Genomic DNA, 12822 nt, shown 5'->3' with positions numbered 1-12822 from the left:
CATGAAAAAGTCGCCACTCGCGTTATTGCTGACCCTCGGTTTGCTCAACACCCCGTTTTCGGCTTTCGCCGCGACGGCGCCTCTGGATCTGGTCGGGCCAGTCTCGGACTACAAGATCTATGTGACTGAGCAACTGGATGAGCTGGGCAGCCACACCAAACAATTCACCGACGCTGTGAAAAAAGGTGATCTGGCCACCGCGCAAAAGCTCTACGCACCGACTCGCGTTTACTACGAGTCGATCGAGCCGATCGCCGAGCTGTTCAGTGACCTCGATGCGTCCATCGACTCCCGTGTCGACGACCACGAAAAAGGTGTGAAAGCCGAAGACTTCACCGGCTTCCACCGCATCGAATACTCGTTGTTCTCGGAAAAGACCACTGAAGGCCTGGGCGCTCTTGCAGACAAGCTCGACAGCGACGTGAAAGACCTGCAGACCCGCGTCGCCGGCCTGACCTTCCCGCCGGAAAAAGTCGTCGGTGGCGCTGCTGCGCTGCTGGAAGAAGTCGCCGCGACCAAGATCTCCGGTGAAGAAGACCGCTACAGCCACACGGATCTGTACGACTTCCAGGGCAACATCGACGGCGCGAAGAAAATCGTCGACCTGTTCCGTCCTCAGATCGAGAAGCAGGACAAGGCTTTTGTCGCCAAAGTGGACAAGAACTTTGCCACCGTGGACAAGATCCTTGCCAAGTACAAGACCAAGGACGGTGGTTTCGAGACTTACGACAAAGTAAAGGATAACGACCGCAAGGCGCTGGTCGGGCCGGTCAATACTTTGGCTGAAGACCTGTCCACATTGCGTGGCAAGTTGGGGCTGAACTGAGTTTTTGTAACGCCTGAACCAGCCCTTCGCGAGCAAGCCCGCTCCCACAGTGGATCTGTGTCGATCACCTTGTTTGTGGTCGCCATAGCCCCCCCTTGTGGGAGCGGGCTTGCTCGCGAAGGCATTGTCAGCCGCACGACATGATTTGAAGGGTTACAAAATCCGGTAGAGCAACCGCTCGATCCGCACCCGACTCACTCGCTTCAAAAACTTCGCTACCCCCGCCGGGTACTCCGGCAAGGTCTCCAGGTTCTGGAAGCTGGCAATCCGCGTGGTATTGCGGAAAATCTCTGCCTGCTCCAGCGCCCGTGGCTGCAGCCACTCGCCTTGCGGATCATCGATCAGCAACGCGTTTTCCAGGTCCAGGCGGAACGCCCGTGGATTGAGGTTGTTGCCGGTCAGCAGCGTATAGCGCTGGTCGACCCACATGCCCTTGAGGTGATAGCTGTTGTCGCCGTCACGCCACAGGTGCAGGTTCAACTGCCCGCTGTCGATGTTGCGCTGATGACGCTTGGCGAAGCGGCGCAGGCTGATTTCGTACAGGTACGGCAGCGCCGCAATCACCTTGAACGGCTCGCTTGGCGGAATGTAGAAATCGTTGGCGGTCTTGTCGCCGACCACGATGTCGATCTTCACCCCTCGGGCCAGCGCACGGTTGACCTCGCGGATGATCGGCAGCGGCAGATTGAAGTACGGCGTGCAAATGGTCAGCTGCTGTTGCGCACTGGCGATCAGCTCGACAATCACCCGGTTCAACGGGTTGTTCTTGCCCACGCCTAACAGCGGACTCACCGACAGGCCGGTGTGTGCAGTACTGCCGGCACTGGTGTCGTACGCCGCGTATTTGAGACGGTTGCGCAGGTCGCCGATGTCGTTGCGCAGGCTGCGGGTGGTCGGCAGGTTCGGCAGATCGAGGCGATGCACGGCCTTGGATTCGATCAGGCCGTGCTTGACCAGGTGGTGCATCGAGTCCGCCAGTTCGCGGCTGTGCAGCGCGTGATAACGGTCGAAACGGTACTTGTCGAACTTGTGCAGGTACACGTTGTTCAGGCTCGCACCGCTGTAGACCACGCAATCGTCGATCACGAAGCCTTTCAAATGCAGGACGCCGAACAGCTCGCGGGTCTGCACCGGTACGCCGTAGACCGGCACTTCACTCTGGTGAGTGCGGGTCATTTCCTGGTACCACGCTGCGTTGCCCGGTTGTTTACCGGCACCGATCAGCCCGCGCTGGGCGCGCAGCCAGTCGACCACCACGACAATTTCCAGCGTCGGGCGCTTGAGCTTGGCGGCGTGCAAGGCATCGAGGATTTCCTGACCGGCCTCGTCGTGCTGCAGATACAGCGCGACGATGTAGATGCGCTGGGTCGCCTCGGCGATTTTCTCCAGCAGGCAACGACGGAACTCGGCGGCGCCGGACAGAATGGTCACGGCCTCGGCAGTCAGCGGAAAGCTGCGCAGTTTGGGCAGCAAAGAGCGTTTGAAAAGCAACGGCATAGGGCTCGCAATGGGTCGAATCCGAAGAGCCCGAGAGCTTACACCATCGCTCGGTTCGGGTCTTGTAACTGTCTGTGATGACGCCTTCGCGAGCAGGCTCACGCCTGCAGTTGAAAGGCGATCCCCGGTGGGCGCGAGCCTGCTCGCGAAAGCGGTATGGCAAACACAAAAATATCCACTTGACCAAGGAGAACGATCGTTCTACTGTTCGCCATATGAACGAAATAACCAGCAATGAAACCCGCGACATCATTCTGGATGTCACCGAAAAGCTGATCTACAAAAGTGGCATCGCGGCCACCGGCATGGATCTGCTGGTGAAGACCGCCGGCGTCTCCAGAAAAAGCATCTACCGCTACTTCGCCAACAAGGAGGAGTTGACTGTCGCCGCCCTGCAACGCCGCGACGTGCGCTGGATGCACTGGTATCGCAGCGCGGTCGATCATGCCGAAACCCCGGCCGATCGCCTGCTCAACCTGTTTACCGTGCTCAAGGGCTGGTTCGCCTCGGAAGGCTTCCGAGGCTGCGCCTTCATCAATACCAGTGGCGAAACCGGTGACCCGCAAGACCCGGTGCGTCAGGTCGCCAAAGACCACAAACAGAAGCTGCTCGACTACCTGTGCGAGCTGTGTACCGAACATGGCACCGAAAATCCGCAAATGCTCGCCAGACAGTTGCTGATCCTGATTGACGGCGCCATTACCGTAGCGCTTGTGATGGGCGATCACAGTGCCGCTGATAATGCGCAATGCATGGCGCGTAAGTTATTGGACCTGTAACGCCTTAAATAAGCCTGACCGTTGTTTAATCGTTAATTAGATCGGGAGACTGAAAATGTCGACTGCTGCCCAAGTGCGTCCGCCTTTACCGCCGTTCAACCGTGAATCGGCCATTGAAAAAGTGCGTCTGGCCGAAGACGGCTGGAACTCCCGCGATCCCGAAAAGGTGTCGCTGGCCTATACCCTGGACACCCAATGGCGTAACCGCGCCGAGTTCGCCCACAACCGCGAAGAAGCCAAGGCCTTCCTGACCCGTAAATGGGCCAGGGAGCTGGATTACCGCTTGATCAAGGAACTCTGGGCCTATTCGGACACACGCATCGCTGTGCGTTATGCCTATGAATGGCACGACGACTCGGGCAACTGGTTCCGCTCTTATGGCAACGAAAACTGGGAGTTCGATGAGCACGGCCTGATGTTCCAGCGCTATGCCTGCATCAACGACATGCCGATCAAGGAAAGCGAGCGCAAATTCCACTGGCCGCTGGGGCGGCGCCCGGATGATCACCCGGGCCTGTCTGAGCTGGGTCTGTAATTACGCATCAGAGTGCCAGCGTTGGGAGCGCAGGTGCTCCCGCCGTTGTGCTGTTCTAACGGCTGTTGGAGATCGCAGCAGATTGTTTTGCTTATTGCGAATGGTGCTTACGGACTGTCAGTTGTAACAGTAGCAACGAGGGGGAATGCGTCGAATGATATTCACATAGCGAGGTTGCCCGGTCGAAGCGGACGGCAACTGCCCTTCCTCTGTCTACGTGAGCATCTGACATGACGCAAAAAAATCTGATCCGAAATGGTAATTTCAGCACTGGCGACTTCCAGCATTGGATTGCCCGCAACTACGACACCCCTATGTCGGTCGTACCCCATAACTCCGGCTTTGCAGCGCGCATGGTCGGCGGGAGAAACCAGGGACAAAATCTGGCCACCGAACGTTTCCGATCCCAGCCCGGAGAGTTCACTTTGAGCTTCGACGTTCAAGCACCCGACGCCGTTCCGCTGCGAGACACCAAGGATCGACGGTTTCACATCTCGGACAGCGGCGAACTTTCAAATCCACTGTTCCATGCGTTTGTCATTTATACACTCTGGCTGGAAAATCCAACTGCCGGAGAATCAGAAATCTGGCATCAGTTGAAATATGTAGATCCGACTAAAAAAACGCTGACACTCAAAGGCACAGTTCGGCCAGGTTTCGAGCTGGTCGATATTCACATCGCTATTCCCAGCGATCCCTATGGAAACAAAGGACATTACCTCATCAGCGATTTCTGGTTCTGGGTTCTGTAGCGACTTCCTTCCAGGTAGCAATTGATTGATGAGGATCCAAGTCGCGATGAGCGGTTGTTACAGCTATGATGACCACCCGCTCCTGCCCTGCCGAATAAGCCGATTCCATGCCTTTCGAACTCAGCGTTGACCTCACTACCCTGGCCGTTCTGGCCCTCGTCGCATTCATTGCCGGTTTCATCGACGCCATCGCCGGCGGTGGCGGTCTGCTGACCACCCCGGCGCTGCTCACCGCTGGCCTGCCGCCACACCTGGTGCTGGGCACCAACAAGTTGAGTTCGACCTTCGGTTCGGCCACCGCCAGTTTCACCTTCTACCGGCGCAAGCTGTTCCACCCTCGGCAGTGGACGCACGCGATCATCGGTACTCTGGTCGGCGCGCTGACCGGCGCCATCGTCGCCCACTACCTGCCGGCAGAATGGCTGAACAAGATGCTGCCGGTGATCGTCTTCGCCTGCGGCGTGTATCTGTTGTTCGGCGGCACGCCCAAGGCGCCCCTGGACAGCGATGCGCCGATCAAGAAGAAATGGCAATCGAGTCAGGGCTTCAGCCTCGGTTTCTACGACGGCGTGGCCGGCCCCGGCACAGGCGCGTTCTGGACTGTCAGCAGTCTGCTGCTCTACCCGATTGATCTGGTCAAGGCCAGCGGCGTGGCGCGCAGCATGAACTTCGTCAGCAATATTGCAGCGCTGTCGGTGTTCGTGTTTTCCGGGCAGGTGGACTGGATCATCGGCCTGAGCATGGGCCTGTCGGTGATGGTCGGCGCGTTCTTCGGAGCGCGCACCGCGATCAGCGGCGGCGCCAAGTTCATTCGCCCGGTGTTCATCACCGTGGTGCTGGGGCTGACCGTGCGGTTAGCCTGGCAGCACTGGTTCAGCGTGGCCTAAGCGCCGCGCCACGTAGACGTCGATCAGGTAACGGGCAATCGATTTTGACGCCGGCAACGGCGGCAGATCGTGCACGTTGAACCACTGGGCGTCTTCGATCTCGTCTTCCTGACAGATGATCTCGCCCCCGGCGTATTCGGCGTGGAAGCCGAGCATCATCGAATGCGGGAACGGCCAGCACTGGCTGCCCATGTACTGGATGTTCTTCACCTCGATACTGACTTCCTCGCGCACTTCGCGAACCAGGCAGTCTTCCGCCGACTCGCCCGGCTCGGCAAAACCGGCCAGCGTGCTGTAAACCCCGCTGACAAAGCGCGGAGAGCGCGCCAGCAAAATCTCGTCACCGCGCGTGATCAGCACAATCATGCTCGGTGAAATGCGCGGATAACTGCGCAGGTCGCACGGCTGGCAATACATCGCCCGCTCGCCCGGCACCTGCGCCATCGCCTGCCCGCAGTTGCCACAAAAGCGATGTTCGCGCGCCCAGGTGCCGATCTGAGCGGCATAACCCAGCACCTTGTAAACGGTGTGATCGCCTTCGAGCATGAACGCCCGCAAGCCTTTCCAGCTGCAGCCCGGCACTTCGCCGGAACTGCGCAACTCCAGCAGATACACCGGCTCGCCGTCGAGATGGCCGATGCCGTGTTCGACGAGGACTGACAAGTCCTGACGCTTGAGCCATTCCCGGGGGAACAGCGCGCCGTTGTCATCGAACAGAAAGCCTTCGGGGCTGTGCGCCACGGCCCAGCCGCCGGGTTGATCGGTGTCCAGTACTGCAGTGGTCCAGCGAGCTGTCATGGTTTCTCAATCCAGAAATTCGGGTTTCTGTTTACTCATATGGGCGGCCATGGCCACGCGCAAGTCGGTGGATTGCAACATGGCGGCGTTCCAGGTGGCAACGTATTCGAGACCGTCGTCGATGCGATGGTCGCGCATGTAGCTGATCATTTCCTTGGTGCCGGTGACCGCGATCGGCGACTTGCCGGCGATGTCGCGGGCAATGTCCATCACGCCTTCGAGCAACAGTTCCTTGTCACTGTACACGCGATTGACCAAACCGATGCTGCGCGCCTCTTCGGCGCCAAAGGTCCGTGCGGTGTAAGCCAGCTCACGCAGCATGCCGTCGCCGATGATGCGTGGCAACCGTTGCAAAGTGCCAACATCGGCGGCCATGCCGATGTCGATTTCCTTGATCGAGAATTGCGCGTCTTCAGCGGCGTAACGCATGTCGCAGGCGGCGATCAGGTCGATCGCGCCGCCCAGGCAGTAGCCCTGAATCGCGGCCAGCACCGGCTTGCGGCAATTGTCGACGGCGTTGAACGAGGCTTGCAGGGTGAGGATCTTGCGCCGCAGCAGGCGCGCATTACGGCCGACGTCCTTGCCCAGCTCATTGGCGACGCCGGCGAGCATCATCAGGTCGATGCCGGAGGAAAAGTGTTTGCCGTTGCCGCTGAGCACCACCACCCGCACTTCGTCGGTGTCATCGATCCACTGGAAAATCTCGACGATCTCGCTCCAGAACGCGGCGTTCATCGAGTTGATCTTTTCCGGTCGATTGATCTGCACATGAGCGATGTTGTCGGCCAGTTCGACGCTGAAGGCGGTGTATTGAGACATGGCAGTGATCCTTTACCGGGCAGAAAATGAGGCCCGAACTATAACAAGGCATCACGATGGCGGTTCGGCCAAATGCGGGACTGGGTCGGCCTCTTCGCGAGCAGGCTCGCTGCCACGTTGATCTTCAGTGAACAGCGATTCTGCCGTCACCCACTGCCCCTGTGGGAGCGAGCCTGCTCGCGAAAAGCTGCACCACCGATCTAGCTGCCCTTCACCGCCACATACGCCGCCGTCTCATAAGGCACCGTCAGCACATGCCGACCGCGTAACGCCGGCTCCGAGGCAATCAATGCGCGGATCTGTTCATCGACCTTGTCGCGCTGCGCCTGAGGCAGTGCAGCAATGAAACTGGTGGAACGCACCCGATTGAAAATCACGTCTTCGGGCGATCCGGTGTGCCCATGGTGAAACTGCTGCAATTGCAGGGCACCGAACGCCGGATGCGGAAACGCCTCACGCCATTGGCCGGTGTAGTAGCGCGGCGTATCACCCTCCAGGGCGTTGACGATCGCATCAAGTTTCGGCACCCAGCTGACGTGTGTGTCGCGCAGGTTCCAGATCAGGCCGAGCTTGCCGCCGGGCTTGAGTACCCGGGCAATCTCCGTCAAGGCCTCGGGGGTGGCGAACCAGTGAAACGCCTGTGCGCAGACCACCACGTCCACCGATGCATCGGGCAATGGCAGATCCGTCGCGGTGCCGCTCACGGCCAGCACCTCAGGCCAGGCGGCGGACAACTTTTCCAGCATCTGCGGCACGGGTTCCACGGCGATCACCTGAGCATCGGTCGCCGCCAGCCGCCCGGTGAACTTGCCGGTGCCGGCGCCCAGATCGATGACGGTCTTGTGACTGTCCAGGCCCAATGTTTGCGTCAGCCACTGACTGACCTGCGGCGGATAGTCGGGGCGGCCTTTGACGTAAGTATCGGCGGCGGTCTTGTAGCCGGCAGCAGCGGAGTGATGGACCTGATCTTTCATGGCAGTTCCTCGTGGGGCAGCGTTGCGGGCGGGCAACGCGCTGGATGGACGGCTGGCGTTCCTGAGGATAACGCCACAATTTGCGCGTACCTTGAACAGACCCTGACAAAGCAATGAATAAATTGCCGTCCTGCGGTGTTCAAAGTGAAACATGACCCACTGTGGAGCCTTGCCCATGACTATCCGTTCCGTTATGTTCGCCGCCCCGTTGCTACTGGTGACCGCGTTGTCCGCATCGATGGCGTTTGCCAACGGTGATGAAAGCGCGCCCGTGCAGAAACCCAACTGCCCCAAAGGCCAGGTCTGGGACAGCAAATCGAAGCAATGCGTGATGCAGACCAGCAGCGCCGTGCCGGATGCCGACCGTACCGACTACGCCTACAGATTGGCCAAGGACGGTCGATACGAAGAGGCCCTGGCGCTGCTCGACACCCTGAAACAACCGAACACCGCCAAGGCCCTCAACTACCGTGGTTACGCCACGCGGAAACTGGGGCGCACCGATGAAGGCATCCGCTATTACCTGCAATCGGTAAAACTCGATCCGCAGTACGCGCAAGTGCGTGAATACCTCGGCGAGGCCTATGTGATCAAAGGCCGCGTCGACCTCGCGCAGGAACAGTTGCAGCGGATCAAATCGATCTGCGGCACCTCTTGCGAGGAATACCAGGACCTGGCTGAAGCCATCAACGATTCATCGAAAACCTGAAATAGATAAAGGAACGCCATCATCGTCAGCGATCAGGCATTCAGAGCAGAACTCGGACAGCACCTGGCACGCCTGTGGCGCTACGGTCTGCTGCTGTCACGCAATCGGCACGTGGCCGAGGATCTGGTGCAGGCGACCTGTGTGCGGGCACTGGAGCGCGCCAGTCAGTATGTGGCTGGCACGCGCATGGATCGCTGGTTGCTGAGCATTCTGCATTCGATCTGGCTCAACGAAGTGCGCGCACGCCGGGTCCGTCAGGGCGCGGGTCAGGTCGATGCCGACGGTCAACTGGCCTTCGACGGCGAATATGCCGCGCAGACTCACGTCATGGCGGCGCAAGTCATCCGTCGGGTCGACGCCTTGCCCGAAGCCCAGCGCGAAACCGTGTACCTGGCCTATGTCGAAGGTTTGTCCTACCGCGAAGTTGCCGAAATACTGCAAGTGCCGATCGGCACGGTCATGAGTCGCCTGGCCACCGCGCGCCTGAAACTGGCGCAATACCCGCCCCTGCAAGCCGTGCCGAAAACCACCGGAGGTGACCACCCATGAACAAGCCCTCCGACGAACAACTGACGGCGTACCTCGATGATGAACTGGACCCGGCCTATCGCAGCCAGATCGACAGCGCGATTGCCGACGACCCGTTGCTCAGCCTGCGTGTGCAATGGCTCGACCGCAGCAGCCTGCCGTACAAGCAAGCCTATGACGAACTGGCGCAACAGGCGCCACTGGAGCGTTTGCAGGCACGCCTCGATGCCATCACCGCGCCCCAGCGGGCGGGCCTGAGCCGGCGCTGGTTTATCGGTGCAACCGCCGCAGGCCTGCTGGTTGGCGGCGTGTTGGCCGATCGCCTGTTTATCGCCTGGCAGGCGCAGCAAGCGCATAACTGGCGCGCGCTGGTGGGCGACTACATGGCGCTCTATGTGCCACAGACCCTCGACCACCTGCCGAGCGACGAAGCCAGTCAACGTGCGCAACTGCGCACGGTGGACGCACGGTTGGGGCTGAATCTGTCACCGGCACTGGTGAAGTTGCCAGGCGCCGAACTCAAGCGTGCACAAATGCTCGAGTACGACGGCGTACCGATTGCACAACTGACGTATCTGGATGCCAGGCATGGCCCGCTGGCACTGTGCGTGACCCGTTCCAACAGCGGCAGTCGGCCACTCGCTCACGAACGGCGGCATGAAATGAACGTGGTGTACTGGACCGAAGGTGAACATGCCTGGATGTTGATCGGGCACAACCCGGCATCAGCGCTGGAAGACCTGGCACAACACTTGATCGACAAGCTGAGCGCGTAATGACCGCTGCCACTATGCTGAGCGGGTGATTATCCAAGGAGGAAGCACCGATGCAGATTTCACCTCGCACCGCCCTGCTGGTCATTGACGTGCAGAACGACTTCACCCCCGGCGGCCAATTGGCCGTGCCCGAAGGCGATCTGATCGTGCCGCTGATCAATCGCCTCGGCGGCCTGTTCAAACAGGTGGTCATTGCCCAGGACTGGCACCCAACCGGCCACGCCTCGTTTGCCTCAAGTCACCCCGGGCGCAATCCTTACGATGTGATTCAGTTGCCCTACGGCGAACAGACACTCTGGCCGGAACATTGCGTGCAAGGCACGGCCGGCGCCGAGTTTCACCCGAAACTGGATCTGCCCCACGCGCAACTGATCATCCGCAAGGGCTGCAATCCGGATATCGACAGTTACTCGGCGTTTCTCGAAGCGGACCGACGGACCACCACAGGGCTGGCCGGTTATCTGAAGGAGCGCGGTATCGACACGGTGTACATGGTCGGTCTGGCACTGGATTTCTGCGTGATGTTTTCCGCGCTGGATGCGCGGGCGGCCGGGTTCAATACGTTTGTGCTGCTGGATGCCTGTCGCGCCATTGATAGGGACGGATCACTGGCGGCGGCCATGGAGCGGATGCAGACCGCCGGAGTTGGCCTGATTCAATCGAACCAATTGATCTGACCCAAGCGTGCCCCTTGTGGAAGCGGGCTTGCTGGCGAATGCGGTGTATCAGCAATGAACATGTCAGCTGACAGGACGCCTTCGCGAGCAAGCCCGCTCCCACAGATTTCGGTTCAAGCCATGTCAGGCAACCACAACCGGAACCGCGCCCCACCCAACGGCGAGCTCTCCACCGTCAACGTCCCACCCTGCGCCTCCAGCGCCCGACGGCTGATGGCCAACCCGAGACCAAATCCCCCGGTGGCCCGGTCGCGGCTGCGGTCAAGCCGATAAAACGGCTCGAAAATTCGCTCACGCTCGTCATCCGGAATGCCGATGCCATCGTCGTCGACCCAGATCCCGCAGCCATCGGGGCTGACCTGCACGCCAATCTGAATGCGTTTCTCGCAATAGCGCATGGCATTGCGCAGCAGGTTCTGGATGGCCCGCGCGGTCAGGCGCGGGTCCAGCGAAAAGCGTTCGAGCTGACCGTGCAGCAGCACATCAATGACGATGTCCGGTGAATCCAGCTCTTCATCGACACTGCCCAGAATGCTGTCGATGAACTCGTCCAGCGAGACCTCGACCTGCTCGGGCAATTGCGCTGGATTTTGCAGGCGGCTGTAGGACAACAGCTCCAGCACCAGCTCATCCAGTTCGCGAATGTGCGCAACCAGCCCCTGCAGGCGCTCGCGGCTGGTCGCCGGCAAGTCGTCGGACAGCGCCAGCGCCAGACCGAAATCGAGCCGGGTCAGTGGCGTGCGCAATTCGTGGGACACCGCGTTGAGCAGGTCGCGCTGCTGGTTGAGCAGGTTCTCGATGTCGCCGGCCATGGTGTCGAAGACATTCGCCAGGCTGCCGATGTTGGAGCTGCCGGGGATCTGCGTACGTTCACTCAGATGCCCCTTGCCGAAGCGCTCGGCAGCGCCTTTGAGACGCTCCAGGTCGCGCCAGTGCGGGCGAATCCACAGCAGCAGGCAGGCAAGCATGCTCGCGCCGATCAGCACGTTGATGCTCCAGTACAACAGATTGACGTCCATCGGATCCGGCGGGACCACCATTTGCACCGCAACGTCATCGTTCAGCGGCGTGACCGCCAACGTACGCCAACCCCAGTCGCCAATGCGCACCACGTTGTCCCCGCGACGCAAACGCGCCTGCTCGGCGGTGGTGAATTCGGCATCGTCGATGCGCGCCAGAGCAATGTGCAGCGGCTGGAAATCCTTGTCCATCGACTGTGCCAGCGCCGGCCATTGATCATGCGGCACGGCATGAAACTGGCGGGTGATCAGCGATTGCAGGCCGCGCGAATAGTCGAGATTGTAGGTAATGAAGCGATCCCGGAACGCCATGATCACCAGATCCGGCACCAGGTAGATCGCCGCGCTATAGGAAACAATCGTCACCAGGTACAGGCGAAACAGGATTCTGAACATCAGCTCAGCATTCCCATTCGGAACGGCTGAACAGGTAACCCTTGCCCCAGACGGTCTTGATCTTGCGCGCCTCGCCAGCGTGGTCGTCGAATTTGCGCCGCAACTTGGAAATCGCCACGTCCACCGAGCGGTCAGTGCCGTTGAACTCGATGCCGCGCAGGCGTTGCAGGATCTGATCGCGGCTCAGCACTTCGCCGGCATGCCGGGCCAGCACCACCAGCAAATTGTATTCGCCACTGGACAGCTCCACCGGTTGTTCGCGCCAGGTCACGGTGCGCTCGGACAGGTCGATGCACAGGTTGCCCATGACGATCCGGTCATTGACGGTCATCGGTTCGCCGAGGCTGCTGCGGCGCAGCAAGGTCCGCACGCGTGCCAGCAACACCCGTGGCTCGCACGGTTTGGTGACGTAATCGTCAGCGCCCATTTCCAGGCCCAGCACCTGATCGTGGCTGTCATCGCGGGCGGTGAGCATCAGAATCGGCAGCGTCGCCGAATCCGCGCGCAACAGGCGGCAGACCTGCAGGCCGTCGAGGCCGGGCAGCATCAGGTCGAGGATCACCAGGTCCGGCGGATTGATCCGTGCCCGTTCGCGCACGTGGTCGCCACGCCCGATCACGCTGACGGAATAGCCGTTGCGCTCCAGGTAGCTGGAAATCAGTTCGGCGAGGGCGGTGTCGTCTTCGACCAGGAGAATGTTGGGCATGGGGGTGTTCCAGATATTGCTGTGGTGGATGTCAGACCCTCTTCGCGAGCAGGCTCGCTGCCACAGTGATTTTGCGTCGATCACAAAACCCATGTGGGAGCGAGCCTGCTCGCGAAAGCGGTCCAACCGTCACAAAAGAATTCA

The 12822-nt window shown here is 60.2% G+C and carries 15 protein-coding genes; 9 read left to right on the top strand and 6 right to left on the bottom strand.

Going from position 1 to position 12822, the window contains the following annotated elements:
* Position 1: 1 nt before the first annotated feature.
* Positions 2–826: an iron uptake system protein EfeO gene (efeO, locus tag AC1UK9_RS13940; protein WP_025109912.1), complete on the top strand. Its 825-nt coding sequence runs from the start codon at positions 2–4 to the stop codon at positions 824–826.
* A gap of 153 nt (positions 827–979) precedes the next feature.
* Here the strand turns inward: efeO and pssA are convergent, their stop codons facing one another.
* Positions 980–2323, bottom strand: a complete 1344-nt coding sequence (gene pssA / locus AC1UK9_RS13935) for a CDP-diacylglycerol--serine O-phosphatidyltransferase (protein WP_482577682.1) — start codon at positions 2321–2323, stop codon at positions 980–982.
* A 215-nt stretch (positions 2324–2538) separates the two neighbouring features.
* On the opposite strand from pssA, the gene AC1UK9_RS13930 reads away from it, so the two are divergent.
* From AC1UK9_RS13930 to AC1UK9_RS13915, 4 genes are all read left to right on the top strand, one after another.
* The gene (locus AC1UK9_RS13930; protein WP_482577681.1) at positions 2539–3102 is read left to right on the top strand and encodes a TetR/AcrR family transcriptional regulator; all 564 of its coding nucleotides are present in this window, start codon (positions 2539–2541) and stop codon (positions 3100–3102) included.
* A 55-nt stretch (positions 3103–3157) separates the two neighbouring features.
* Positions 3158–3637 (top strand): nuclear transport factor 2 family protein, encoded by a 480-nt coding sequence (locus tag AC1UK9_RS13925; RefSeq protein ID WP_473015706.1) that lies wholly within the window; start codon positions 3158–3160, stop codon positions 3635–3637.
* Positions 3638–3867: 230 nt separating this feature from the next.
* Positions 3868–4389, top strand: coding sequence for a carbohydrate binding domain-containing protein (locus tag AC1UK9_RS13920; RefSeq protein WP_482577680.1), 522 nt, complete (start codon positions 3868–3870; stop codon positions 4387–4389).
* A 107-nt stretch (positions 4390–4496) separates the two neighbouring features.
* Positions 4497–5276 (top strand): TSUP family transporter, encoded by a 780-nt coding sequence (locus AC1UK9_RS13915; RefSeq protein ID WP_025109917.1) that lies wholly within the window; start codon positions 4497–4499, stop codon positions 5274–5276.
* Here the strand turns inward: AC1UK9_RS13915 and nudC are convergent.
* The 3 genes from nudC to AC1UK9_RS13900 form a co-directional block, all read right to left on the bottom strand.
* The gene (gene nudC / locus AC1UK9_RS13910; protein ID WP_482580439.1) at positions 5244–6074 is read right to left on the bottom strand and encodes an NAD(+) diphosphatase; all 831 of its coding nucleotides are present in this window, start codon (positions 6072–6074) and stop codon (positions 5244–5246) included. The genes AC1UK9_RS13915 and nudC overlap by 33 nt on opposite strands.
* A gap of 6 nt (positions 6075–6080) precedes the next feature.
* Entirely contained in the window at positions 6081–6893 is an 813-nt protein-coding gene (locus AC1UK9_RS13905) for a crotonase/enoyl-CoA hydratase family protein (RefSeq protein WP_025109919.1), read from the bottom strand.
* A 200-nt stretch (positions 6894–7093) separates the two neighbouring features.
* Positions 7094–7867: a class I SAM-dependent methyltransferase gene (locus AC1UK9_RS13900; RefSeq protein ID WP_473015701.1), complete on the bottom strand. Its 774-nt coding sequence runs from the start codon at positions 7865–7867 to the stop codon at positions 7094–7096.
* Between the two features lie 175 nt (positions 7868–8042).
* Here AC1UK9_RS13900 and AC1UK9_RS13895 point away from each other — a divergent pair, with 175 nt between their 5' ends.
* The 4 genes from AC1UK9_RS13895 to pncA all read left to right on the top strand — a co-directional run bounded on the left by AC1UK9_RS13895 (position 8043) and on the right by pncA (position 10557).
* Positions 8043–8576 carry a tetratricopeptide repeat protein gene (locus tag AC1UK9_RS13895; RefSeq protein ID WP_473015700.1) on the top strand — a complete coding sequence of 178 codons (534 nt, stop codon included), beginning with the start codon at positions 8043–8045 and terminating at the stop codon, positions 8574–8576.
* A gap of 63 nt (positions 8577–8639) precedes the next feature.
* Complete coding sequence (locus AC1UK9_RS13890) at positions 8640–9125, top strand: RNA polymerase sigma factor (RefSeq protein WP_371262565.1); 486 nt, start codon at positions 8640–8642, stop codon at positions 9123–9125.
* Positions 9122–9880 (top strand): anti-sigma factor family protein, encoded by a 759-nt coding sequence (locus AC1UK9_RS13885; RefSeq protein ID WP_482580437.1) that lies wholly within the window; start codon positions 9122–9124, stop codon positions 9878–9880. The genes AC1UK9_RS13890 and AC1UK9_RS13885 overlap by 4 nt, the downstream gene beginning before the upstream one ends.
* A 50-nt stretch (positions 9881–9930) precedes the next feature.
* Entirely contained in the window at positions 9931–10557 is a 627-nt protein-coding gene (gene pncA / locus AC1UK9_RS13880; protein ID WP_473015698.1) for a bifunctional nicotinamidase/pyrazinamidase, read from the top strand.
* 113 nt (positions 10558–10670) lie between these two features.
* Here the strand turns inward: pncA and AC1UK9_RS13875 are convergent, their stop codons facing one another.
* Complete coding sequence (locus AC1UK9_RS13875) at positions 10671–11972, bottom strand: ATP-binding protein (RefSeq protein WP_025109925.1); 1302 nt, start codon at positions 11970–11972, stop codon at positions 10671–10673.
* 4 nt (positions 11973–11976) lie between these two features.
* Positions 11977–12678 carry a response regulator gene (locus tag AC1UK9_RS13870; protein WP_003224662.1) on the bottom strand — a complete coding sequence of 234 codons (702 nt, stop codon included), beginning with the start codon at positions 12676–12678 and terminating at the stop codon, positions 11977–11979.
* Between the last annotated feature and the right edge of the window lie 144 nt (positions 12679–12822).

The sequence above is a fragment of the Pseudomonas sp. AK-TSAG1-1 genome (assembly GCF_056821665.1).
The sequence above is the reverse complement of the archived record's forward strand: the minus strand, read 5'-3'. Positions and strand labels throughout refer to the sequence as shown.

Excerpts from the sequence above, each read along its gene's own strand:
- AC1UK9_RS13925 (WP_473015706.1), top strand. The coding sequence starts at position 3,158 with ATGTCGACTGCTGCCCAAGTGCGTCCGCCTTTACCGCCGTTCAACCGT.
- AC1UK9_RS13885 (WP_482580437.1), top strand. The coding sequence starts at position 9,122 with ATGAACAAGCCCTCCGACGAACAACTGACGGCGTACCTCGATGATGAA.
- AC1UK9_RS13875 (WP_025109925.1), bottom strand. The coding sequence starts at position 11,972 with ATGTTCAGAATCCTGTTTCGCCTGTACCTGGTGACGATTGTTTCCTAT.
- AC1UK9_RS13915 (WP_025109917.1), top strand. The coding sequence starts at position 4,497 with ATGCCTTTCGAACTCAGCGTTGACCTCACTACCCTGGCCGTTCTGGCC.
- AC1UK9_RS13930 (WP_482577681.1), top strand. The coding sequence starts at position 2,539 with ATGAACGAAATAACCAGCAATGAAACCCGCGACATCATTCTGGATGTC.
- AC1UK9_RS13870 (WP_003224662.1), bottom strand. The coding sequence starts at position 12,678 with ATGCCCAACATTCTCCTGGTCGAAGACGACACCGCCCTCGCCGAACTG.
- AC1UK9_RS13900 (WP_473015701.1), bottom strand. The coding sequence starts at position 7,867 with ATGAAAGATCAGGTCCATCACTCCGCTGCTGCCGGCTACAAGACCGCC.
- AC1UK9_RS13895 (WP_473015700.1), top strand. The coding sequence starts at position 8,043 with ATGACTATCCGTTCCGTTATGTTCGCCGCCCCGTTGCTACTGGTGACC.
- efeO (WP_025109912.1), top strand. The coding sequence starts at position 2 with ATGAAAAAGTCGCCACTCGCGTTATTGCTGACCCTCGGTTTGCTCAAC.
- nudC (WP_482580439.1), bottom strand. The coding sequence starts at position 6,074 with ATGACAGCTCGCTGGACCACTGCAGTACTGGACACCGATCAACCCGGC.
- AC1UK9_RS13905 (WP_025109919.1), bottom strand. The coding sequence starts at position 6,893 with ATGTCTCAATACACCGCCTTCAGCGTCGAACTGGCCGACAACATCGCT.
- pssA (WP_482577682.1), bottom strand. The coding sequence starts at position 2,323 with ATGCCGTTGCTTTTCAAACGCTCTTTGCTGCCCAAACTGCGCAGCTTT.
- pncA (WP_473015698.1), top strand. The coding sequence starts at position 9,931 with ATGCAGATTTCACCTCGCACCGCCCTGCTGGTCATTGACGTGCAGAAC.
- AC1UK9_RS13920 (WP_482577680.1), top strand. The coding sequence starts at position 3,868 with ATGACGCAAAAAAATCTGATCCGAAATGGTAATTTCAGCACTGGCGAC.